This is a genomic window from Rubrivivax gelatinosus, assembly GCF_004340905.1.
GTDB lineage: Bacteria > Pseudomonadota > Gammaproteobacteria > Burkholderiales > Burkholderiaceae_C > Rubrivivax > Rubrivivax gelatinosus.
This window is the reverse complement of the sequence record NZ_SLXD01000009.1, coordinates 1-21,589: the sequence shown is the minus strand read 5'-3', so window position 1 is coordinate 21,589 and position 21,589 is coordinate 1. Positions and strand designations below refer to the sequence as shown.

Below are 21,589 nucleotides of genomic sequence, written 5' to 3'. Positions count from 1 at the left end.
CCAATTGGGCACGCGACTCCCGCAGGCATGGTCCGGAGCATCGGTCCGGAACTTGCGAAACCGAACTAGGGAGACACACATCATGGGCATCGCCAGCTACATCAAGGAGATCGGGCGCGGAGCCAACGGCGCACGATCGTTGTCGGTCCCGTCGGCACAGGCGTTGATGGGCGCGGTACTGGACGGCGAAGCGTCGGACCTGGAGCTCGGCGCATTCGCGCTGGCGATGCGCATGAAGGGCGAGACGCTGGACGAGCTGGTGGGCTTTCTTGCCGCAGCGCAGGCCCGGCTCACGACCTTCCACAGCGAGCGGCCCGTCGTCGTCATCCCGAGCTACAACGGCGCACGTCGGCTGCCCAACCTGACGCCGCTGCTGGCGATGACGCTGGCCCAGGAAGGCGCCCGCGTGCTCGTTCACGGCCCGGCGCACGACCCGACACGCGTGACGACGGCGGCCATCTTCCGCGACCTGGGCATCCCGGCCGCCCTGGACGAGGGCGACGTGCACGCGTTCTGGGCACGGCGCGAACCGGCCTACGTCGCGACCGCCACGCTGAGCCCGGCACTGCAGCGGCTGCTGGACGTGCGCTGGACCGTCGGGCTGCGCAACAGCGGCCACACGATCGCGAAGATGCTGGCCCCCTGCAGCGGCAGGCGCGTGCTGCGCCTGGCGAGCTACACGCATCCCGAGTTCGGCGCGCTGATGGGCGCCTGGGCGCAGCGCGAGCGAATCGACGCGATGCTGCTGCGCGGCACCGAGGGCGAGGTGGTCGCCGACCCCCGCCGGCAGCCGCGCATGGAGACCTGGATCGACGGGCAGCTGCGCACCGAATGGTCGGTCCCGGCGCACGAAGGCGTGCTCACCGAGCTGCCGGTGCTGCCGCGCGAGATCGATGCGGCGACGACGGCGCTCTACATCCAGTCCGTGCTGAGCGGCGAGAAGCCGGCACCGGTGCCGCTGGAACGCCAGGTTCGCTGCATCCTGGGCGCGCTCGACGAAATCGAGACGCCGCGCCTGCTGCGCGAGAGCCTGGGCACGGCCGTCTGAACGTCTGCCGGACAGGCGGCTTGGCAAACCGGCGGGGAACCGGCTAGAATCGCGCGCTTTGCTGGCAAACACCTAGCGTGTCGATCTTGAGCCGCCCGGGCCAGCCGGGGCCGCCGAGACACCGAGCGCGCACTCCACACGGGATCCCTGCTTACATGACCACCATCCGCGTCAAAGAGAACGAGCCGTTCGACGTTGCCCTGCGCCGCTTCAAGCGCACCATCGAGAAGATCGGTCTGCTGACCGAACTGCGTGCGCGCGAGTTCTACGAGAAGCCCACGGCCGAGCGCAAGCGCAAGAAGGCCGCCGCGGTGAAGCGTCATTTCAAGCGCGTGCGCAGCATGCAGCTGCCGAAGAAGCTCTACTAAGAGCTTCGGCCGCGCGCCACACCGAACAGCCCGCGCGGGACGCCGCAGCGGGCTTTTCCTTTTTGTCAGACGAAAGACGAAGACGATGAGCCTGAAAGAACGGATCAGCGAAGACATGAAGACCGCGATGCGGGCCAAGGACAGCGAACGGCTGTCGACGATCCGCATGCTGCAGGCCGCGATCAAGCAGCGCGAGGTCGACGAGCGCGTGGTGCTCGACGATGCCGCCGTCGTCGCCATCGTCGACAAGCTGATCAAGCAGCGCAAGGACTCGGTCGCCGCCTTCGAGCAGGGCGGGCGGCCGGACCTCGTGGCCAAGGAAAGCGCCGAGATCACGGTGCTGCAGGCCTACGTGCCGCAGCGCCTGTCGGCCGAGCAGATCGGCGCCGAGATCGCCGCCCTGGTGGCCGAACTCGGAGCTGCCGGCCCGGGCGACATGGGCCGCGTGATGGCCGCCGCCAAGACCCGGCTCGCGGGGAAGGCGGAAATGGGGCTCGTCTCCGCCGCGGTCAAGCAGGCTCTGGCAAAGTAAGGGGCATGAACGCCCCTGCCCTGCGCGCGATTGCCCCGGACGTCTACGTCGCTCCCCAACTGAGCCCGCAAGCGATGGCCGAGGCGGCACGCGCCGGGTTCCGGAGCGTCATCAACAACCGGCCCGACCACGAGCACGGGCCCGGCCAGCCCACCAGTGCGGAGATCGAGACCGCGGCCCGCGCGGCGGGGCTGGAGTACCGGCACCTGCCGGTCGACGGCGGCTATCAGTCGCCCGAGGAGATCGCGGCCTGCGCCGCGCTGCTGCACGAGCTGCCCCGGCCGCTGCTGATGTTCTGCCGCTCCGGCAGCCGCTCGGCCCGGCTGTACCAGCAGGCCACGGCCGCCTGACCCGGCCGGCGCCGCCGGCCGATCCGGACGCGCCTGGCACCACGACGTCCGACCGATCGGACGCAAGCGGCGGCCTGCGGCCGCCACTGGAGACGACGTGTCCGCCCTACTCCGCCTCTCACGGCTCATCGACGCGCTCAACGAGTTCGTCGGCCGCCACCTCGCCTGGCTGGTGCTGGTGATGGTGCTGATCAGCGCCACCAACGCCGTCGCACGCAAGGCCTTCGCCGCCAGCTCGAACGCCTACCTCGAGATCCAGTGGTACCTGTTCGCCGCCGTGTTCCTGCTCGCGGCGGGCTACACGATGCTGCGCCAGGAGCACGTGCGCATCGACGTCGTGCTCGGCCGCTTCCAGCGCCGCACGCAGGTCGTGATCGAGGCCGTGTGCATCGTGCTGTTCCTGATGCCCTTCGGCCTGCTCGTCATCGACCTCGTGCTGCCGCTGGTGATCAAGGCCTACGAGACGGGCGAGATGTCGTCCAACGCCGGCGGCCTGATCCGCTGGCCGGTCTATGCGCTGGTGCCCGCCGGCTTCACGCTGCTGCTGCTGCAGGGCGTGTCCGAGTTCATCAAGCGCATCGCCTTCCTGCGCGGGCTGGCCGATGATCCCGGCCGGCGCGGCAAGACCCGGAACGACGAGGAGGAGCTCGCCGCCTTCCTGCGCCAGCAGGCCGAAGGAGCGAAGAAGTGATCGAGTTCGTGGCGGCCAACATGGCCCCGATCATGTTCGCCGGGCTGGTGCTGTTCCTGCTGGCGGGCTACTCGGTCGCGTTCTCGCTGGCCGCCTGCGGCCTGGCCTTCGGCTTCATCGGCATCGAGCTCGGCCTGCTGCCGCCGTCGCTGATGCAGGCGCTGCCGCTGCGCATCTTCGGCATCCTGCAGAACGACACGCTGCTGGCGGTGCCCTTCTTCACGTTCATGGGGCTGATCCTCGAGCGTTCGGGCATGGCCGAGGACCTGCTCGACACCATCGGCCAGCTCTTCGGCCCGATCCGCGGCGGCCTGGCCTTCGCGGTGATCCTCGTCGGCGCGATGCTGGCGGCGACCACCGGCGTCGTCGCCGCGTCGGTGATCTCGATGGGGCTGATCTCGCTGCCGATCATGCTGCGCTACGGCTACGACCGGCGCATGGCCAGCGGCGTAATCGCCGCGTCGGGCACGCTGGCGCAGATCATCCCGCCGTCGCTGGTGCTGATCATCATGGCCGACCAGCTCGGCCGCAGCGTCGGCGACATGTACAAGGGCGCCTTCATCCCGGGCTTCCTGCTCACCGGGCTGTACCTGCTCTACGTCGCCGGCGTCGCCTTCCTGCGGCCGGCCGCCGTGCCGGCGCTGCCGCCCGAGGCGCGCACGATCCGCGAGCACGACGGCCGCTCGGGGCTGCGCTCGCTGGGCGTGCTGGCCCTGGTCTCGCTGGCCTGCGCCCTGGTCTTCGCGAAGACCCGCCCGCAGGGCACGCCGACCGACGAGCTGATCGTGCTGTCGATGTCGGTCGGCGTCGGCGTCGCCTTCGCACTGGCGGTGATCAACCGCGTCGTGCGCGCGCGGCTGCTGTCGCAGATGGCCGAACGCGTGACCTTCGTGCTGATCCCGCCGCTGGCGCTGATCTTCCTGGTGCTGGGCACGATCTTCCTGGGCATCGCCACGCCGACCGAAGGCGGCGCGATGGGCGCGGTGGGCGCGCTGGCGATGGCCGTGGTGCGCCGGCGGCTGTCGCTGCCGCTGCTGCGCCAGGCGATGGACACGACGATGAAGCTCTCGTGTTTCGTCATGTTCATCCTGATCGGCTCGACCGTCTTCAGCCTGACCTTCCAGGGGGTGGAAGGCCCGCACTGGGTGGAGCAGCTGCTCACCGGGCTGCCCGGCGGCCAGACCGGCTTCCTGATCGCGGTGAACGTGCTGATCTTCGTGCTCGCGTTCTTCCTCGACTACTTCGAGCTCGCCTTCATCGTCGTGCCGCTGCTGGCGCCGGTGGCCGACAAGCTGGGCATCGACCTGGTCTGGCTGGGCGTGCTGCTGGCACTCAACATGCAGACCTCGTTCATGCATCCGCCGTTCGGCTTCGCGCTGTTCTACCTGCGCAGCGTGGCGCCGGCCGACGACTACGTCGACCGGCCGACCGGCCGGCGCATCGGCCGCGTGACCACGGGCCAGATCTACCGCGGCGCGATCCCGTTCGTGATCATCCAGATCGTCATGGTCTCGCTGGTCATCGCCTTCCCCAACCTGGTCTCCGGCGGGCTGGACAAGAAGGCCGCCCTGGACACCAGCGGCGTCGTCATCGAGGCCCAGCCGCCGGCCGAGGACCGCGACCAGAGCACCGAGAACCTCGACGAGCTGTTCGGCACGCCGCCGGCCAGCGCGCCGGGGCCGTAGCGCCCCGCCGGCCCGACGGCAAAAGGCCCGCCGTGTCGCCACGGCGGGCCTTTTCCTTCATCCCCGGCCACCCGCAGGCGGCCGCCGGGCTTCAGATCTTCTGCGACTGCATGTAGCTGTCGAAGCCGGCCTCGGCGAAGCGGTACCAGAGGTTCTGCTCGCTGCGGAACTTGGAGAAGTCGGTGTAGACCTTCTTCCACGCCGGGTTCTTGTTCGACAGTTCGGCGTACAGCCCCATGGCCTGCTTGAAGGCCTCGTCCATCGCGTCCTTCGGGAACCGGAACAGCTTGGTGCCGCCGGCCACCAGCTGGCGCAGCGCGTTCGGGTTGCGCGCGTCGTAGCGGGCCTGCATGTCGACGTGGGCCTCGGAGGCCGCAGCCTGCACCATCGCCTTGTACTCGGCCGACAGGCCGCCGAAGGCCTTGGTGTTGATGAAGAAGTCCAGCTGCGGGCCGCCTTCCCACCAGGCCGGGTAGGCGTAGTGCGGTGCCACCTTGTTGAACCCGAGCTTCAGGTCGTCGTAGGGGCCGACCCACTCGGCGGCGTCGATCGTGCCCTTCTCCAGCGCCTGGTAGATCTCGGCGCCAGGCAGCGCCTGCACGACGACGCCCAGGCGCTCCATCACCTGGCCGGTGACACCGACGGTTCGAAACCGCAGGCCCTTCATGTCCGCGAGCTTGGTGATGGGCTTGCGGAACCAGCCGCCCATCTGCGCGCCGGTGTTGCCGCCGGGGAAGCTGACGATGTTGTAGTTGGCGTAGAACTCGCGCATCAGCGTGAGGCCGTTGCCCTCGTACATCCAGGCCGTCATCTGGCGCGAGTTCAGGCCGAACGGGATCGCCGTGCCGAGCGCGAAGGTGATGTCCTTGCCGACGAAGTAGTACGGCGCCGTGTGCGCCATCTCGACGGTGCCGTTCTGCACGCCGTCGACGACGCCGAACGGCGGCATCAGCTCGCCGCCGGCATGCACCGAGATCTGGAACTTGCCGCCCGACATCTCGCCGATGCGCTTGGCGAACAGTTCGGCGGCACCGAAGATGGTGTCGAGCGACTTCGGGAAGCTCGACGCCAGGCGCCAGCGGATCGTGCCCTGCGCGTGGACGATCGCCGGCGCGCTGCCGGCGGCGAGCACGCCGGCCAGGCCGGCGCCTCGGACGAAGGAACGACGTTCCATGAAAATGTCTCCTGATCCCGACAGCGGTGAGAGGTTCGGGTGCGCAGGATTCTAGGCAGCCGCCCCTCGGGTCTCCGAGGGGTTTTCCCGTTCGACGGGGCGCGCCGTGCGGCGGCGCAACAGCGTCAGGCGCCGGCCAGTTTCATGCGGTCCAGCAGGACCGAGCCGACCGACTTGCTGCCCTGCACGTAGACGTCCGAGCCGATGGCGGCGATGCCGGCCAGCATCTCGCGCAGGTTGCCGGCGATCGTCACCTCGTGCACCGGGAAGGCGATGCGCCCGTCCTCGACCCAGTAGCCGGCGGCCCCACGCGAGTAGTCGCCGGTGACGTAGTTCAGGCCCTGGCCCATCAGCTCGGTGACGAAGAGGCCGCGGCCCAGGCGGCGCAGCATCGCATCGAGGTCGTCGCCCGGCTGCGTCAGCCGACTGGTCATCGCCAGGTTGTGCGAGCCGCCGGCGTTGCCGGTGGTGCGCAGGCCCAGCTTGCGCGCCGAGTAGCTCGACAGGAAGTAGCCCTGCACGACGCCGGCGTCGACGACGCGGCGGCCGGTGGTGCGCACGCCTTCGTCGTCGAAGGGCGCGCTGCCCTTGCCCTTGGCGGCGTGCGGGTCCTCGACGATGTCGACGTGCGCCGGCAGCACCTTCTCGCCCAGGCAGCCGTGCAGGAAGCTGGCCTTGCGGTACAGCGCGCCGCCCGAGGTCGCCTGCACGTAGGCCCCAAGCAGGCCGGCGGCGACGGTCGACTCGAACAGCACCGGCACCTCGGCGGTGGCGACGCGGCGCGACTTCAGTCGCGACAGCGCACGTTCGGCGGCGTAGCGGCCCACGGCCTCGGGCGAGGCCAGCTCCGAGGCGTTGCGCATCGAGCTGTACCAGGCGTCGCGCTGCATGTCGTGGCGACGGCCCGGCAGCGAGGCGATCGGCGCCACCGACAGGTAGTGGCGCGAGCTGGCGTAGCCGCCGCGGAACCCGCGCGTGTTGCCGGCCCAGAAGTGCGACTGCTGCGCCGAGACGCCGGCGCCTTCGGAGTTGGTGATGCGGCGGTCGACGGCGAAGGCCGCGGCCTCGCAGCGGCGCGCCAGCTCGGCGGCGCCGGCGGCGTCGATGTTCCAGGGATGGAACAGATCGAGGTCGCGCGCGGCCTCTTCGGGCGTCGCCAGATCCTGCTCGTCGGGCAGGCCGGCGACCGGGTCCTCGGCGGTGAAACGCGCGATGTCGTAAGCCGCCTGCACCGTGCGTTCGATCGCCGCGGGCGAGAAGTCGGAGGTGCTGGCGTTGCCGCGGCGGTGGCCGAGGTAGACGCTGACGCCCAGCGACTTGTCCTGGTTGCGCTCGACGTTCTCCAGCTCGCCCTTGCGCACCGACACCGACAGGCCGACGCCTTCCGAGACCTCGACGCCAGCGTCACTGGCGCCGAGCTTCTTTGCCCGGGAGAGAACGTCGTCGACGATCTGCTGGAACTGTTCGCGGCGGTAGGCGAAGCCGGGGGCGCTGGAGGTCGTCATCGTGGGGAGAAACGGGCCGGAACCGGCTCGGGAAGCAGCGGGAAGGGGGCGCGCGACTATGATACCGGCCCGCTTCCAAGACCTTGTCCGCGATGACCCGACGCGCAGCACCGCACCGCGGCCTTGAACTTCCCTACGGCGGCGGCACCGACGCCGACGATGACCGCCCCAGCAAGACCCGGCTCAAGCAGAAGTCGCACGACCTGCAGGCGCTGGGCGAGCAGGTCGCCGCCCTGTCCGACGAACGCCTGGCGGCCATCGAGATGCCCGAGGCGCTGCGCGACGCGATCGAGGAGTTCCGCCGCACCCGTTCGCACGAGGGCCGGCGGCGCCAGATGCAGTACGTCGGCAAGCTGATGCGCTCGGCCGACGAGGACGTGCTGCGCGAGGCCGTCGCCGCCGCGGCGCTGGGCTCGGCGCGCGAGACGCTGAAGCTGCACGAGGTCGAACGCTGGCGCAGCGAGCTGATCGCCGACGACGCCGCGCTCGACCGCTGGGTGCAGGCGCACCCCGAGACCGACGTGCAGCGCCTGCGCAGCCTGGTGCGCGCCGCGCGCCGCGACGCCGCCGCCAGCGTCGAGCAGCGCCAGACCAAGAACTTCCGCGAGCTGTTCCAGTTCCTCAAGCCCTTCATCGAGATCCCGGCATGAGCGCTCAGGACTTGTCCGGCGCTCATTCCCGCGTGGCGGGACCGGCCGCCAGGCCGAAGGGTGCCCCAGTGAGCCCTCAGGACTTGTCCGGGGCTCATTCCCGCCCGGCGGGACCGGCCGCAGGCCGAAGGGTGCCCCAGTGAGCACGTTCGATCCCGTGCGCATCGGCCTGGTCTCGATCAGCGACCGGGCCTCGTCCGGCGTCTACGAGGACAAGGGCCTGCCGGCGCTGCGCGCCTGGCTGTCGGCGGCGCTGCGCAACCCGGTCGAATGGGAGGAGCGGCTGATCCCCGACGAGCGGCCGCTGATCGCCGCGACGCTGCGCGAACTGGTCGACGAGCGCGGCTGCGCCCTCGTGCTGACCACCGGCGGCACCGGCCCGGCGCCGCGCGACGTGACGCCCGAGGCGACACGCGACGTCGCCGATCGAGAACTGCCGGGCTTCGGCGAGCAGATGCGCCAGATCAGCCTGGCCTTCGTGCCGACGGCGATCCTGTCGCGCCAGACGGCAGTGGTGCGCGGCAGCGCGCTGATCCTCAACCTGCCGGGCCAGCCCAAGGCCATCGCCGAGACGCTGGAAGGCCTGCCGCAGGCCACGCCGCCGGTGCGCGGCATCTTCGCCGCCGTGCCCTACTGCATCGACCTGATCGGCGGGCCCTACCTCGAGACGGACCCGGCGCGCTGCGCCGCGTTCAGACCGAAGTCCGCACAACGTCAGGCGGAACAGCGCAACTAAGCAGACGCCGTGGCCCGGCTCCGCCGGGGCACCGGCAGCGCCCCTTGAGGCGGAGCGCCGAAGGCGCTACGGGGGTGGTCACTTCACCAGGCGGTTCAGCCGGTCGGCGTCGAAACACTCGGTCGTGTGCGCATCCTGCGGCACGCAATCGGCGGCAGGCAGTTCGCGCGAGCGTGCGGCCAGCTTCTCGATCGCCTGCCACAGCAGCGCGATCTGGTGCTCGTGGCCGGAGGCGCTGTCGATCAGGCCCTTCATCGCCAGCGAGACCGGGTCGTCGCCCTGGGTCACGCCGTAGGCCGAGAAGCCCAGGCGCGCGGCACGTTCCTCGCGCTCGGCGTCGGCGTTCTTGACGACGATGCGCGCCGGGATGCCGACCGCCGTGGCGCCCGGCGGCACCGGCTGCAGCAGCACGGCGTTGGAGCCGACCCGCGCGCCGTCACCGACGGTGAAACCGCCCAGCACCTTGGCGCCGGCGGCGACGATGACTCCCCGGCCCAGCGTCGGGTGGCGCTTGGCGCCACGCTCCAGCGAGGTGCCGCCCAGCGTCACACCGTGGTAGAGCGTGCACTCGTCGCCGACCTCGGCGGTCTCGCCGATCACCAGGCCCATGCCGTGGTCGATGAAGACACGCCGGCCGATGGTGGCGCCGGGGTGGATCTCGATGCCGGTGGCCCAGCGCGAGATGTGCGAGATGAAACGCGCCAGCCAGCGAAAACCATGCTTCCAGCACCAGTGCGCCCGCCGGTGCAGCACCAGCGCATGCAGGCCCGGATAACAGGTCAGCACCTCCCAGGTCGAACGGGCTGCCGGATCGCGCTCGCGGATGCAGGCGATGTCCTCACGCAGACGGGCGAACATGGGGTGGGGCTCCGGGGAAATCAGTCGCGTTTCAGTGTAGCGGCACGTGCGATCCCTCGCAGGATCTGCACTTCTTCATGCGTCAGGCGCATACGGTTGGCCAGCTGGTTCAGCCGCGGCATCAGTTTCTTCGGCGCCTCGGGGTCGAGGAAACCGATCTCGACCAGCGTGCGCTGCCAGTGCTCGAGCACGCCCTGCACCGCCGCGGCGTCGGCCAGGCGCGGATCGGCGGTGCGCGCGACCACCGGGAAACCGCCCTGCGCCTGGCGCCAGTCATAAGCCAGGATCTGCACCGCCTGGGCGAGGTTCAGCGAGCCGTAGTCCGGATGCGTCGGGATCGAGAGGCAGACGTGGCAGCGGTAGACGTCGTCGTTGGCCAGCCCGGTGCGCTCGGGGCCGAAGACGAAGGCCACGCGGTCGTCGCCGCGCGCGGCCACTTCGGCGAAGTGCTCGCGCGGCGGCGCCGTCGGCGGGCCGAAGTCGCGCGGCGTCATCGCCGTCGCGCAGGCGTGCGTCACGCCGTCCAGCGCCTCGGCCAGCGTGTCGACGATGCGCGCACCGGCGAGCACGTCGGTGGCGCCGCTGGCCATCGCCAGCGCCTCCTCGCGCTGCAGCACGTCGGCCCAGCGCGGGCGCACCAGCACCAGGTCCGTGAAACCCATCACCTTCATCGCACGCGCGGTGGCGCCGACGTTGCCGGCATGGCTGGTTTCCACGAGAACGAATCGGGTCGGGTCGGTCATCGCCGTTAAAATGCCGGGTTGCACACGCTGCGGGGCGCGCATTGTCGCCGCCCCGGCTTGCTGCCCGCTCTTTCATCCCGCCCCGCCCCCACTCCCCCAGAACAGGCCCTGCCCATGTCGACCGCGATCCATCCCATGCTCAACATCGCCGTGAAGGCGGCCCGCGCGGCAGGGTCCATCATCAACCGGGCGGCGCTGGACCTGGACGTGCTGAAGGTCGGCAGCAAGGGCCCGAACGACTTCGTCACCGAGGTCGACCGCGCGGCCGAGCAGGCCATCATCGACACGCTGCTCGACGCCTACCCCGGCCACGGCATCCTGGCCGAGGAGTCGGGCCGCGAACACGGCTCGCGCGACAGCGAGTTCGTCTGGATCATCGACCCGCTGGACGGCACGACCAACTTCCTGCACGGCTTCCCGGTCTACGCGGTGTCGATCGCGCTGGCCCACCGCGGCGTGGTGCAGCAGGCCGTGGTCTACGACCCGACGCGCAACGACCTCTTCTACGCCTCGCGCGGCCGCGGCGCCTTCCTGAACGATCGCCGTCTGCGGGTCTCCAAGCGCACGCGGCTGTCGGACTCGCTCGTCGGCACCGGCTTCCCGTTCCGCAAGGGCGACAACTTCAAGCGTTACGTGAAGATGTTCGAGGAGGTGATGCAGAGCTGCGCCGGCCTGCGCCGCCCGGGCGCCGCCGCGCTGGACCTGTGCTACGTCGCCGCCGGCTACTACGACGGCTTCTTCGAGACCGGACTCAGCCCCTGGGACATCGCCGCAGGCTCGCTGATGATCACCGAGGCCGGCGGCCTGATCGGCAACTTCACCGGCGAAGCCGACTTCCTGTATCAGCGCGAAGTCGTCGCCGGCAACCCGAAGGTCTACGGCCAGCTGGTGCAGATCCTGGCGCCGTACACCCGCGTCATCAAGGAGGCCGAGGCCGCACCGGCCACCGCCGCCGCCCAGCCTGCCGCGCCCGACGCGACCGACGCCTTCGTCGCCGCCATCACGCCGGCGCCTGCCGCCCCGGCCGAGAAGAAGCGCCCGACGCGCATCCGCAAGGCCGACCTGGCCAAGCCGGGCGACGCCCCGGTCTGATCGCGCGGGCGCCAGTCGGCGCCCCGTGTTGCGGCGGCCACCCCGCCGCTCCCCGCACCAGAAGCGGACGCCCGTCCGCACCAAAACGCCCGCGCCCGCCAGGCTGCGGGCTGCCTGCGCACGTCCTTGATGCGCAGAGCTTGCATACAAGCCAGGTCGACAGCTGGCACGTTCCTCGCTGAATGGCGGGTGGCCGATCGACGGCCACCTCCGCATGAACTCCAGCGAGATCGCCGACCGCATCGTCCAGGCCATCCTGGCCCAGAAGCTCGCCCCGGGCAGCCGCCTGGGCGAGCAGGCCTTGTCGCTGCTCTTCGACTGCAGCCGCACGCTGGTGCGCGAGGCGCTGATGCAGCTGGCCGCGCGCGGCATCGTCACCGTCAGCGCGCGCCGCGGCTGGTACGTGGTGCAGCCCTCGGAGAGCGAGGCCCGCGAGGCCTTCGAGGCCCGGCGCGTCATCGAGACCGGCCTGATCCGCAGCGCCGCGCCGATGACGCCGGCCAAGCTCGACACGCTCAAGCGCCACATCCGCGACGAGCAGGCCTCGCTGGAATCGGACGACGTCGGCCGGCGCAGCTACCTGCTCGGTGAGTTCCACGTCTGCCTGGCCGAGTGCCTGGGCAACCAGCTGCTGGCCGACACGCTGCGCGACTACACCGCGCGCACGACGCTGATCGCGATGCTCTACCAGTCCACGCACGACGCCGCGCATTCGTGCGGCGAGCACGTCGAGATCGTGCAGGCGCTGGAAGCCGGCGACACCGCGCGCGCCGAGACGCTGATGGCCCGCCACATCGGCAACGTGCAGCAGGCGCTGCGCCTGGACAGCACGCCCGAAGACCCGCTGGCCGAACTGCGCGCCGCGCTGGCGCCGGTGGCGCCGGCCCGGGCACCGCGCCGCGGCGCGCAGCGCCCGCCGGACGACGACGATTCCTCACCCCCCTCCACCTACCTGGGAGCCGTTCTATGAAGACCACGAAACGCCGTCTGCTCGGCCTGGCCGCGGGCCTCGCGCTGGCCGCGATCGCCGGCACCGCGCAGGCGCAATCGGCGCTGGACAACGTGATGAAGTCGCGGCACGTCAAGATCGCGATCCCGACCGACTTCCCGCCCTACGGCTTCGTCGGCGTGGACATGCAGCCCCAGGGCCTGGACGTCGACATGGCCGGCTACATCGCCGCCAGGCTCGGCGTGAAGCTGGAGCTGGTGCCGGTGACCAGCGCCAACCGCATCGCCTACCTGCAAAGCCGCAAGGCCGACCTCGTGATCTCGACACTGGGCAAGAACCCCGAGCGCGAGAAGGTGATCGACTTCAGCGCCGCCTACTCGCCGTTCTTCCAGGGCATCTTCGCGCCGCGTTCGATCGCCGTCGCCTCGCTGCAGGACCTGGCCGGCAAGAGCATCGCCGTCACGCGCGGCGCGATCGAGGACCAGGAGCTGACGCGTCTGGCGCCTGCCGGCACCGACATCCGCCGCTTCGAGGACAACAACGCCACCGTCTCGGCCTTCGTCTCGCGCCAGACCCAGCTCATCGCCACCGGCGTGTCGGTGGCCGAGACGCTGATGCAGCGCAATCCGCAGCTCGGCGCCGAATACAAGCTGCTGCTCAAGGACAGCCCGAACTACATCGGCATCGCCAAGGGCGAAGACGCGCTGCGCGCCAAGGTCAACGAGATCATCGCCCAGGCCAAGGCCGCCGGCGAGCTCGACAAGCTGGCGCAGAAGTGGCTGAAGCGCCCGGCGGGCAACCTGCCGCAATAAGGCCCGCGAGCGCCAGCGCACGATGTCCGTCGAGCTCGACTTCCTGGCCGTGCTGGCCGACTGGCCGCTGCTGCTCCGGGGCGCGGCGTGGACGCTGGGCCTGACGGCGGTGTCGGCGGTGCTCGGCGTCGCGCTGGGCATCGCCTGCGCCTGGGCGCGCACCGAGGGCGCGGCGCCGCTGCGCTGGGCGGTGGGCGGCTACGTGGAGCTGATCCGCAACACGCCGTTCATCGTCCAGCTTTTCTTCGTCTTCTTCGGCCTGCCGGCGCTGGGGCTGCGGCTGACGCCGGAGTGGTCCAGCGTCATCGCGATGGTGCTCAACCTGGGCGCCTACGCGGCCGAGATCGTGCGCGCCGGCATCGCTGCGACGCCGCGCGGCCAGGTCGAGGCGGCGCTGAGCCTGGCGCTCACGCGCGCCCAGACCTTCGTGCACGTCGTGCTGCCGCCGGCGCTGCGCCGCGTCTGGCCGGCGATGGTCTCGCAGATCATCATCGTGATGCTGGGTTCGGCAGTCTGCGGCCAGATCGCCACCGAGGAGCTCAGCTACACGGCCAACCTCATCCAGAGCCGCAACTTCCGCGCCTTCGAGGCCTTCATCGTCGCCACGCTGATGTATCTGGCGATGGCGGTGGCCGTGCGCCATCTGCTGGACCGGCTCGGCCGCCATCTGCTGTTCGGAGGCCGGCGCTGAGCGCCGGGGGGACATGGTCGAGTTCACCCTCTGGGACATCGTGCGCAACCTGCTGCTGGCGGCGCGCTGGACGGTGGCGCTGTCGCTGATCGCCTTCGTCGGCGGTGGCCTCGTCGGCCTGGCGCTGCTGCTGCTGCGCTCGCTGGATCGCCCCTGGCTGCAGCAGGCGGTGCGCGGCTACGTCCAGCTCTTCCAGGGCACGCCGCTGCTGATGCAGCTCTTCCTGGCCTATTTCGGCCTCGCGCTGCTGGGGCTGGACACCTCGCCGTGGTTCGCCTCGGCGCTGGCGTTGACGCTCTACACCAGCGCCTTCCTCACCGAGATCTGGCACGGCTGCGTGCGCGCCGTGCCGCGCGGCCAGTGGGAGGCGGCACAGAGCCTGGCGCTGAACTACCTGGAGCAGATGCGCCACGTCGTGCTGCCGCAGGCCGGACGGCTGGCGATCGCGCCGACGGTCGGCTTCCTGGTGCAGGTCATCAAGGGCACGGCGCTGGCCTCGGTCGTCGGTTTCGTCGAGCTGACCAAGGCCGGCACGATGATCACCAACGCCACCTTCCAGCCCTTCCTGGTCTACGGCTGCGTCGCGCTGCTGTACTTCGCGCTCTGTTTCCCGATCAGCCACTACTCCCGCGTCATCGAGGCCAAGCTGCATGTCAAGCATTGAAACGGCGGGCGCGCCGGCGGTCAGCATCCGGGGTCTGCGCAAGTCCTACGGCCCGAACGAGGTGCTCAAGGGCATCGACCTGGAGGTCCGCCCGGGCGAGGTCATCGCCATCATCGGCAAGAGCGGCTCGGGCAAGAGCACGCTGCTGCGCTGCATCAACGGGCTCGAGACCTTCCAGCACGGCGAACTCCAGGTGCAGGGCCGGCCGCTGCTGCACCACGACGCCCAGGCGATGCGCGCGCTGCGCCGTCAGGTCGGCATGATCTTCCAGCAGTTCAACCTGTTCCCGCACCTGAACGTCGGCCGCAACGTGATGCTGGCGCCGGGCCTGGTCAAGAAGGACAGCGGGCCGGCGCTCGAGGCGCTCGCACGACGGCTGCTCGAGCGTGTCGGGCTGGGCGACAAGTTCGCGGCCTTCCCCGACCAGCTCTCCGGCGGCCAGCAGCAGCGCGTGGCCATCGCGCGCGCGCTGGCGATGGAGCCCGGCGTGCTGCTGTGCGACGAGATCACCTCGGCGCTGGACCCGGAGCTCGTCGGCGAGGTGCTCAACGTCGTCGAGGGCCTGGCCCGGGAAGGCATGACGCTGCTGATGGTCACGCACGAGATGGGCTTCGCGCGCAAGGTCAGCGACCGCGTGATCTTCATGCACCAGGGCCGGGTGCACGAGATGGGGCCGCCCGACGAGCTGTTCGCCGCGCCGCGCAGCGCCGAGCTGAAGCAGTTCCTCGCGTCGATCCACTGACGCGGCGGGCGTTCAGGCGCGCTCGAGCCTGAACACCGCCACCGAGTCCACCAGCTGGGCCGACTGCTGGCGCAGGCTGGCCGCCGCGGCGGCGCTCTGCTCGACGAGCGCGGCGTTCTGCTGCGTGGCCTGATCGAGCTGCTGCACCGCCTCGCCGACCTGGGCGACGCCGACGCTCTGCTCGGCGCTGGCGGCACTGATCGCGGCGACCATCTCGCTGACCCGGGCGATCGCGGCGACGATCTCCTTCATGCGCACACCGGCCTGGTCGACGAGTTCGGCACCGGACTCGGTCTGCTCGGTGCTCTGCGAGATCAGCGTCTTGATCTCGCGCGCCGCGGCGGCCGCGCGCTGCGCCAGGCTGCGCACCTCGCCGGCGACGACGGCGAAGCCGCGCCCCTGCTCGCCGGCACGCGCCGCCTCGACCGCGGCGTTGAGCGCCAGGATGTTCGTCTGGAAGGCGATGCCGTCGATCACGCCGGTGATGTCGGCGATGCGCCGGCTGCCGTCGCTGATGCCGCGCATCGTGTCGACGACACGCGAAACGACCTCGCCGCCGGTGTGCGCGACGCTGCTCGCCTCCCGGGCCAGGCCGTTGGCACGCGCGGCGTTGTCGGCGTTCTGGCGCACCGTGGACCCCAGTTCGTCCATCGTCGCCGCGGTCTGCTGCAGCGCGGCGGCCTGCATCTCGGTGCGCTGGCTGAGGTCGGCGTTGCCCGAGGCGATCTCGGCGGCGCCGGTGGCCATGCTGTCGACGTTGCGGCGCACGTTCTGCACGATCTCGGCGAGCCGGTCGCGCATCACGCCGATCGCCGCCATCGCGCTGTCGGCGTTGCCAGCCGCCGCCTTCGGGACCTGCACCGCCAGGTTGCCGCGCGCGATCTCGCCGGCCACACGCACCACGTCGGCCGGCTCGCCGCCGAGCTGGCGCACCAGGCCGCGGGTGATCAGCAGCGCCATCGCGACGCCGAGAGCCACGGCCAGCGCCGCCGCCACGATCATCGCCAGCGTCGCCCGCGCCGCCGTCGCCTCGGTGTGCGCGGTCGCCTGGTTCATCAACCCTGTCGCAGCGGCGCGGATGTTGGCGACAGTCTCGAAGTACCGCGCCTGCACCGGCTGCACCCGGTTGCGAAGCTGCGTCGCGGCGGCCTCGTGGTCGCCTTTCTTCAGCAGCGCGACCACCTCCCAGGCCTCGGCGGCGTAGGCCTTGCGGGCCACGACCATGGCCTCGAAGAGCGCGCGCGCCGAGGCCTCGTCGGGCACCGTGGCCTCCAGGGCCTTGGTGGCGGCGTCGTTGACCTTGGCGCTCTCGCCCACCGTCTTCAGCATCGTGGCCAGGGCCTCGGCGTCGTCGCGCGCGACGATCGCGTCGCGCAGCGCGACGGCCTGGACGTTGATCACGCGCTCGATGGTGTTGGCGGCGTCGATGGCGCTGAACAGTCGCTGGCGGATCTCGCCGACTTCGCGGCTCACGCCCTGCAGCGAGACCACGGCGATCACGACGCAGGCACAGCACAGGAGGATCTGGAGACCGAAAGCGCCGCTCAGGCGTCCGGCGACGGTGCGGAAAGACAGCTTGGACATGGCAATGACGGCTTGCTTGTTGTTGTTCGCCGCGGTGCCCGAGCCATTGCGGCCGAGCCCACTCTTCCCATAACTTCGACCGATGTCGTGGCGGCTTTAGCCGCGCCGGCGGCACACCGAGATGGTCGACAATGCCGGGGTTTCGCGCCGCGCCCTGCAGAAGAACGATAAGTCCTTGATCCGCATGAACAAACCCGACGCCCCCGAGCACACGCCGATGATGGCGCAGTACCTGCGCATCAAGGCCGAGTTCCCCGACACGCTCGTCTTCTACCGGATGGGCGACTTCTACGAGCTCTTCTACGACGACGCGCGCAAGGCCAACCGGCTGCTGGACATCACGCTGACGACACGCGGCCAGAGCGCCGGCGAGCCGGTGGTGATGGCCGGCGTGCCGGTGCATTCGCTCGACGCCTACCTCGCGCGCCTGCTGAAGCTGGGCGAGGCGGTAGCGATCGCCGAGCAGGTCGGCGAGGTCGGCGCCGCCAAGGGGCCGGTCGAACGCAAGGTGGTGCGCGTGGTCACGCCGGGCACGGTGACCGACAGCGAGCTGCTGGCCGAACGCAGCGACACGCTGCTGCTGGCCGTGCACCGCCAGCGCAACAGCTGGGGCCTGGCCTGGCTGGGCCTGGCCAGCGGCGAACTCGGGCTCACCGAATGCAGCGAGCGTGAACTCGCCGGCTGGCTGGCGCGGCTGCAGCCCGCCGAGCCGCTGCACGACGGCAGCGGCGAGCTGCCGGCGGCGCTGGCCCAGGCACCCTGCGCGCGCACGGCGCGCCCGGCCTGGCAGTTCGAGGCCGCGCTGGGCGAGCGCAAGCTGCGCGAGCAACTGCAGGTCGCGACGCTGGCCGGCTTCGGCGCGCAGGAGCTGAAGGTCGCGCATGCCGCCGCCGCGGCGCTGCTGAGTTTTGCCGAACACACCCAGGGCCGCGCGCTGGCGCATCTGCGCACGGTGGCCGTGCCGCGCTCCAGCGAGCTGATCGAGCTGCCGCCGGCCACGCACCGCAACCTGGAGCTGGTGCAGACGCTGCGCGGCGAGGACAGCCCGACGCTGCTGTCGCTCCTGGACACCTGCCGCACCGGCATGGGCAGCCGCCGGCTGCGCCACTGGCTGACGCATCCGCAGCGCGATCGCAGCGAGGCGCGCGCGCGCCACGAGGCCATCGCCTGCCTGCTGGACCAGGGCTACGAGCCGCTGCGCGACGCGCTGCGCGGCGTCAGCGACGTCGAGCGCATCAGCTCGCGCATCGCGCTGCGCCAGGTGCGCCCGCGCGAGCTGTCGGGGCTGCGCGCGACGCTGCTGGGCCTGCCGGCGCTGCGCAGCGCGGTGCCGGCCGGCGCGCCGCTGCTGGCCGAGTTCGACGCCGCGCTGGCGCCCGACGACGAGGTCGCCAACGTGCTGTCGGCGATCGCCGAGGAACCGGCGGTGATGCTGCGCGACGGCGGTGTCATCGCCGCCGGCGTCGACGCCGAGCTCGACGAGCTGCGCGCGATCAGCCAGAACTGCGACGCCTTCCTGCTCGACCTCGAAGCGCGCGAACGTGCGCGCACCGGCATCGCCAACCTGCGCGTGCAGTTCAACAAGGTGCACGGCTTCTACATCGAGGTCACGAGTTCCGGCCGCGACAAGGTGCCGGCCGACTACCAGCGCCGCCAGACGCTGAAGAACGCCGAGCGCTACATCACGCCCGAGCTCAAGGCCTTCGAGGACAAGGCGCTGTCGGCGCAGGAGCGTGCGCTGGCGCGCGAGAAGTGGCTCTACGAGCAGGTGCTCGACGCGCTGCAGCCGCTGCTGCCGCCGCTGACCGCGCTGGCGCGCGCGCTGGCTTCGCTGGACGCGCTGGCGACGCTGGCCGAACGCGCGGCGGCGCTGGGCTGGTGCCGGCCGGAGTTCGTGCCCTACCCCTGCATCGAGATCGAGGCCGGCCGCCACCCGGTCGTCGAGGCGCGGCTGCGCGAGACCGGCGCCGGGCCCTTCATCGCCAACCACTGCCGGCTCGACGCGAAGACCAGGCTGCTGGTCATCACCGGCCCCAACATGGGCGGCAAGAGCACCTTCATGCGCCAGGTGGCGCTGATCGTGCTGCTGGCGGCGATGGGCTCCTACGTGCCGGCCAGCGCCTGCCGGCTGGGGCCCATCGACGCGATCCACACCCGCATCGGCGCCGCCGACGACCTGGCCAACGCGCAGTCGACCTTCATGCTGGAGATGACCGAGGCCGCGGCCATCGTTCACACCGCCACCGAGCACAGCCTGGTGCTGATGGACGAGATCGGCCGCGGCACCAGCACCTTCGACGGCCTGGCGCTGGCCGCGGCCATCGCCAGCCAGCTGCACGACCGCAACCGCAGCTTCACGCTGTTCGCGACGCACTACTTCGAGCTCACCGAGTTCCCGGCCGAGCACGAACGCGCGCTGAACCTGCACGTCGGCGCGGTCGAGAGTGGCCACGACATCGTCTTCCTGCACCAGATCGAACCCGGCCCGGCCAGCCGCAGTTACGGCGTGCAGGTCGCGCGCCTGGCCGGCATGCCGGCGGCGGTGATACGCCAGGCGCGTGCGACGCTGGAGGCGCTGGAAGCCAAGGCCCAGGCCGGCCATGCCCAGGTCGACCTGTTCGCGCCACCGCCGGCCGCGGCGGCTCCCGAGCCTTCTGCGGTGGAAGCGGCGCTGGCCGCGATCGACCCCGACCGGCTGGCGCCACGCGAGGCGCTGGACGCGCTGTACAAGCTGAAGTCGCTGCTGGCTTGAGGCGCGGGATCAGGCGCTGACGCGGCGCGTGCCGATGTCACGGCCGGGTACGCCGCGCCGCAGCGCCCGCTGGCGAGGGAGCGCGCGCCCCACGACGGGCTGTTACGCTTCGCGCCTCGTTCTTCGGCAGCCCGGGCGCATGGCCCGCTCACAGGCATGACCTACTGCGTCGGCATCCGGCTCGAAGCCGGGCTCGTCTTCCTCTCCGACTCGCGCACCAACGCGGGCCTCGACCAGATCAGCACCTATCGCAAGATGATGATCTACGAGCGCCCCGGCGACCGCTTCATGGTGATGCTGTCGGCCGGCAACCTCGGCATCAGCCAGAGCGTGCGCGAGATCCTGCAGGTCGAGAAGCTGGACAACGGCGACGAGGAGCCGCTGACGATCTGGAACGCACGCAGCATGTTCGACGCCACACGCGTGCTGGGCAGCGCGGTGCGCCGCGTCTACCAGCAGGACGGCCCGTCGCTGAAAGCCAACGGCGTGGACTTCAACACCAGCATGATCTTCGGCGGCCAGATCCGCGGCGAGGCGATGCGCATGTTTCTGGTCTATTCGGCCGGCAACTTCATCGAGGCCACGCGCGAGACCTGCTTCTTCCAGATCGGCGAGAGCAAGTACGGCAAGCCCATCCTCGACCGCGTGCTGACGCCGTCCACGCCGCTGGACGAAGCCGCCAAGTGCGCGCTGGTGTCGATGGACTCGACGCTGAAGTCCAACCTCTCGGTCGGCCTGCCGCTGGACCTGATGGTCTACCGCGCCGGCGCGCTGTCCTCGGGCGACCACGTCTGCATCGACGAGCACAACCCGTACTTCCGCATGATCCGCAGCACCTGGGGCCAGCGCCTGCGCGAGGTCTTCGAGTCGATCGACGACCCGCGCTGGGACGGCGGCGACACCGCGCACCCGCTGCTGTCGCGCCACTCGCGCTACGAGCCGATGCGGAAAATCACGCACCCCGGCGAGAGAATCGTCTGATCCACGGCCGCGCCGCGGCCGCCTGTCCCGCCGGAGACGTGCTCCGCGTCCCGGTTGTCGACGATCATTCGCCGTCCACGAACACTGCAGATGGCCACGGAGCATTCCCCTATCGTCTTCTCGCACGCCAACGGCTTCCCGGCCGGCACCTACGGCGTGCTGTTCGCGCACTGGCGCGCCGCCGGGCACGAGGTGCTGGCGCTGCCCAAGGTCGGCCACGACCCGCGCTACGCCGTCACCGGCAACTGGCCGCACATCGCGCGCCAGCTGCTGGACTTCGTCGACCAGGCGGCGCCGGGCCGGCGCGTGCACTTCGTCGGCCATTCGCTGGGCGGCTACCTGAGCCTGATGGCCGCCTGCCGGCGGCCCGAACTCGCGGCCTCGGTCGTGATGCTCGACTCGCCGGTGCTCGCCGGCTGGCGCGCGCACAGCGTGCAGGTGGCCAAGGCGACGCGGCTGATCGGCCGCATCTCGCCGGGCAAGGTGTCCAAGGCGAGGCGCCAGCACTGGCCCTCGGCCGAGGCGGCACTGGAGCACTTCGCGAAGAAGGCGGTGTTCGCGCGCTGGGACCCGCGTGTGCTCGCCGACTACATCGCCCACGGCACCGAGCCCGACCCGGCAGGCGGCGTGCGCCTGGCCTTCCACCGCGACGTCGAGACGCGCTTCTACAACACGCTGCCGCACCACCTGGGCGAGCTGGTGCACCGGCACCCGCCGCGCTGCCCGGTGGCCTTCATCGGCGGCACGCAGTCCGCCGAGGTGCGCCAGGTCGGCCTGGCCGCCACACGCGCGATCACACGCGGCCAGATCGAATGGATCGTCGGCACGCACCTGGTGCCGATGGAGCAGCCGGCAGCCGTGGCCGACGCCGTGCTGGCGCGCCTAGCTGTGAAGTGTCAACAGGTTCTTTCGGGGAACCAAGAGACGTGAGACCGGCGGCTTGAGGTCGATGCTGTGGTGTGGCCTGTGCCAGTTGTAGAAG

22 protein-coding genes are annotated in these 21,589 nt (G+C 70.8%); 17 read left to right on the top strand and 5 right to left on the bottom strand.

What is annotated here, in order from left to right; all coding sequences use genetic code 11:
- Positions 1–82: 82 nt before the first annotated feature.
- The 6 genes from ybiB to EV684_RS14380 all read left to right on the top strand — a co-directional run bounded on the left by ybiB (position 83) and on the right by EV684_RS14380 (position 4,674).
- On the top strand, positions 83–1,048 hold the full coding sequence (gene ybiB / locus EV684_RS14405; protein ID WP_132647989.1) for a DNA-binding protein YbiB: 966 nt from the start codon (positions 83–85) through the stop codon (positions 1,046–1,048).
- A 155-nt stretch (positions 1,049–1,203) separates the two neighbouring features.
- Positions 1,204–1,416, top strand: a complete 213-nt coding sequence (rpsU, locus tag EV684_RS14400; RefSeq protein ID WP_009857718.1) for a 30S ribosomal protein S21 — start codon at positions 1,204–1,206, stop codon at positions 1,414–1,416.
- 85 nt (positions 1,417–1,501) lie between these two features.
- Positions 1,502–1,948 (top strand): GatB/YqeY domain-containing protein, encoded by a 447-nt coding sequence (locus EV684_RS14395; RefSeq protein ID WP_132647988.1) that lies wholly within the window; start codon positions 1,502–1,504, stop codon positions 1,946–1,948.
- A 5-nt stretch (positions 1,949–1,953) separates the two neighbouring features.
- The gene (locus tag EV684_RS14390; protein ID WP_132647987.1) at positions 1,954–2,298 is read left to right on the top strand and encodes a TIGR01244 family sulfur transferase; all 345 of its coding nucleotides are present in this window, start codon (positions 1,954–1,956) and stop codon (positions 2,296–2,298) included.
- Between the two features lie 97 nt (positions 2,299–2,395).
- Positions 2,396–2,989 carry a TRAP transporter small permease subunit gene (locus EV684_RS14385; protein WP_132647986.1) on the top strand — a complete coding sequence of 198 codons (594 nt, stop codon included), beginning with the start codon at positions 2,396–2,398 and terminating at the stop codon, positions 2,987–2,989.
- Entirely contained in the window at positions 2,989–4,674 is a 1,686-nt protein-coding gene (locus EV684_RS14380; RefSeq protein ID WP_243651179.1) for a TRAP transporter large permease, read from the top strand. The genes EV684_RS14385 and EV684_RS14380 overlap by 1 nt, the downstream gene beginning before the upstream one ends.
- Positions 4,675–4,765: 91 nt before the next feature.
- Here the strand turns inward: EV684_RS14380 and EV684_RS14375 are convergent, their stop codons facing one another.
- Both EV684_RS14375 and pmbA read right to left on the bottom strand, forming a co-directional pair.
- Entirely contained in the window at positions 4,766–5,848 is a 1,083-nt protein-coding gene (locus EV684_RS14375) for a TRAP transporter substrate-binding protein (protein WP_132647984.1), read from the bottom strand.
- A 125-nt stretch (positions 5,849–5,973) separates the two neighbouring features.
- Positions 5,974–7,353: a metalloprotease PmbA gene (gene pmbA / locus EV684_RS14370; protein ID WP_132647983.1), complete on the bottom strand. Its 1,380-nt coding sequence runs from the start codon at positions 7,351–7,353 to the stop codon at positions 5,974–5,976.
- 92 nt (positions 7,354–7,445) lie between these two features.
- On the opposite strand from pmbA, the gene yjgA reads away from it, so the two are divergent.
- Positions 7,446–8,003, top strand: coding sequence for a ribosome biogenesis factor YjgA (yjgA, locus tag EV684_RS14365; protein ID WP_132647982.1), 558 nt, complete (start codon positions 7,446–7,448; stop codon positions 8,001–8,003).
- A 139-nt stretch (positions 8,004–8,142) separates the two neighbouring features.
- Positions 8,143–8,739, top strand: a complete 597-nt coding sequence (mog, locus tag EV684_RS14360; protein ID WP_132647981.1) for a molybdopterin adenylyltransferase — start codon at positions 8,143–8,145, stop codon at positions 8,737–8,739.
- Between the two features lie 78 nt (positions 8,740–8,817).
- Here mog and cysE read toward each other — a convergent pair whose 3' ends face one another.
- Together cysE and EV684_RS14350 are read right to left on the bottom strand one after the other, a co-directional pair.
- A complete protein-coding gene (gene cysE, locus EV684_RS14355; RefSeq protein WP_132647980.1) occupies positions 8,818–9,597 on the bottom strand; it encodes a serine O-acetyltransferase in 780 nt (259 codons plus the stop codon).
- Positions 9,598–9,617: 20 nt separating this feature from the next.
- A complete protein-coding gene (locus EV684_RS14350; RefSeq protein WP_132647979.1) occupies positions 9,618–10,340 on the bottom strand; it encodes an RNA methyltransferase in 723 nt (240 codons plus the stop codon).
- A gap of 114 nt (positions 10,341–10,454) precedes the next feature.
- Here EV684_RS14350 and EV684_RS14345 point away from each other — a divergent pair, with 114 nt between their 5' ends.
- From EV684_RS14345 to EV684_RS14320, 6 genes are all read left to right on the top strand, one after another.
- Positions 10,455–11,432, top strand: a complete 978-nt coding sequence (locus tag EV684_RS14345; RefSeq protein ID WP_132647978.1) for an inositol monophosphatase family protein — start codon at positions 10,455–10,457, stop codon at positions 11,430–11,432.
- 214 nt (positions 11,433–11,646) lie between these two features.
- A complete protein-coding gene (locus EV684_RS14340) occupies positions 11,647–12,402 on the top strand; it encodes a GntR family transcriptional regulator (RefSeq protein WP_132647977.1) in 756 nt (251 codons plus the stop codon).
- On the top strand, positions 12,399–13,193 hold the full coding sequence (locus tag EV684_RS14335; RefSeq protein WP_132647976.1) for a transporter substrate-binding domain-containing protein: 795 nt from the start codon (positions 12,399–12,401) through the stop codon (positions 13,191–13,193). Before EV684_RS14340 ends, EV684_RS14335 begins: the two co-directional genes overlap by 4 nt.
- A 22-nt stretch (positions 13,194–13,215) precedes the next feature.
- On the top strand, positions 13,216–13,884 hold the full coding sequence (locus tag EV684_RS14330; protein ID WP_132647975.1) for an amino acid ABC transporter permease: 669 nt from the start codon (positions 13,216–13,218) through the stop codon (positions 13,882–13,884).
- 13 nt (positions 13,885–13,897) lie between these two features.
- Complete coding sequence (locus EV684_RS14325) at positions 13,898–14,548, top strand: amino acid ABC transporter permease (protein WP_132647974.1); 651 nt, start codon at positions 13,898–13,900, stop codon at positions 14,546–14,548.
- Entirely contained in the window at positions 14,535–15,290 is a 756-nt protein-coding gene (locus EV684_RS14320) for an amino acid ABC transporter ATP-binding protein (RefSeq protein WP_132647973.1), read from the top strand. The genes EV684_RS14325 and EV684_RS14320 overlap by 14 nt, the downstream gene beginning before the upstream one ends.
- A gap of 12 nt (positions 15,291–15,302) precedes the next feature.
- Here EV684_RS14320 and EV684_RS14315 read toward each other — a convergent pair whose 3' ends face one another.
- A complete protein-coding gene (locus tag EV684_RS14315; RefSeq protein WP_132647972.1) occupies positions 15,303–16,874 on the bottom strand; it encodes a methyl-accepting chemotaxis protein in 1,572 nt (523 codons plus the stop codon).
- 184 nt (positions 16,875–17,058) lie between these two features.
- Between EV684_RS14315 and mutS the strand changes: the two genes are divergently transcribed.
- The 3 genes from mutS to EV684_RS14300 all read left to right on the top strand — a co-directional run bounded on the left by mutS (position 17,059) and on the right by EV684_RS14300 (position 21,537).
- Positions 17,059–19,626 carry a DNA mismatch repair protein MutS gene (mutS, locus tag EV684_RS14310; RefSeq protein WP_132647971.1) on the top strand — a complete coding sequence of 856 codons (2,568 nt, stop codon included), beginning with the start codon at positions 17,059–17,061 and terminating at the stop codon, positions 19,624–19,626.
- A gap of 156 nt (positions 19,627–19,782) precedes the next feature.
- A complete protein-coding gene (locus EV684_RS14305) occupies positions 19,783–20,607 on the top strand; it encodes a proteasome-type protease (protein ID WP_132647970.1) in 825 nt (274 codons plus the stop codon).
- A 90-nt stretch (positions 20,608–20,697) separates the two neighbouring features.
- The gene (locus EV684_RS14300) at positions 20,698–21,537 is read left to right on the top strand and encodes an alpha/beta fold hydrolase (protein WP_132647969.1); all 840 of its coding nucleotides are present in this window, start codon (positions 20,698–20,700) and stop codon (positions 21,535–21,537) included.
- Positions 21,538–21,589: the final 52 nt, after the last annotated feature.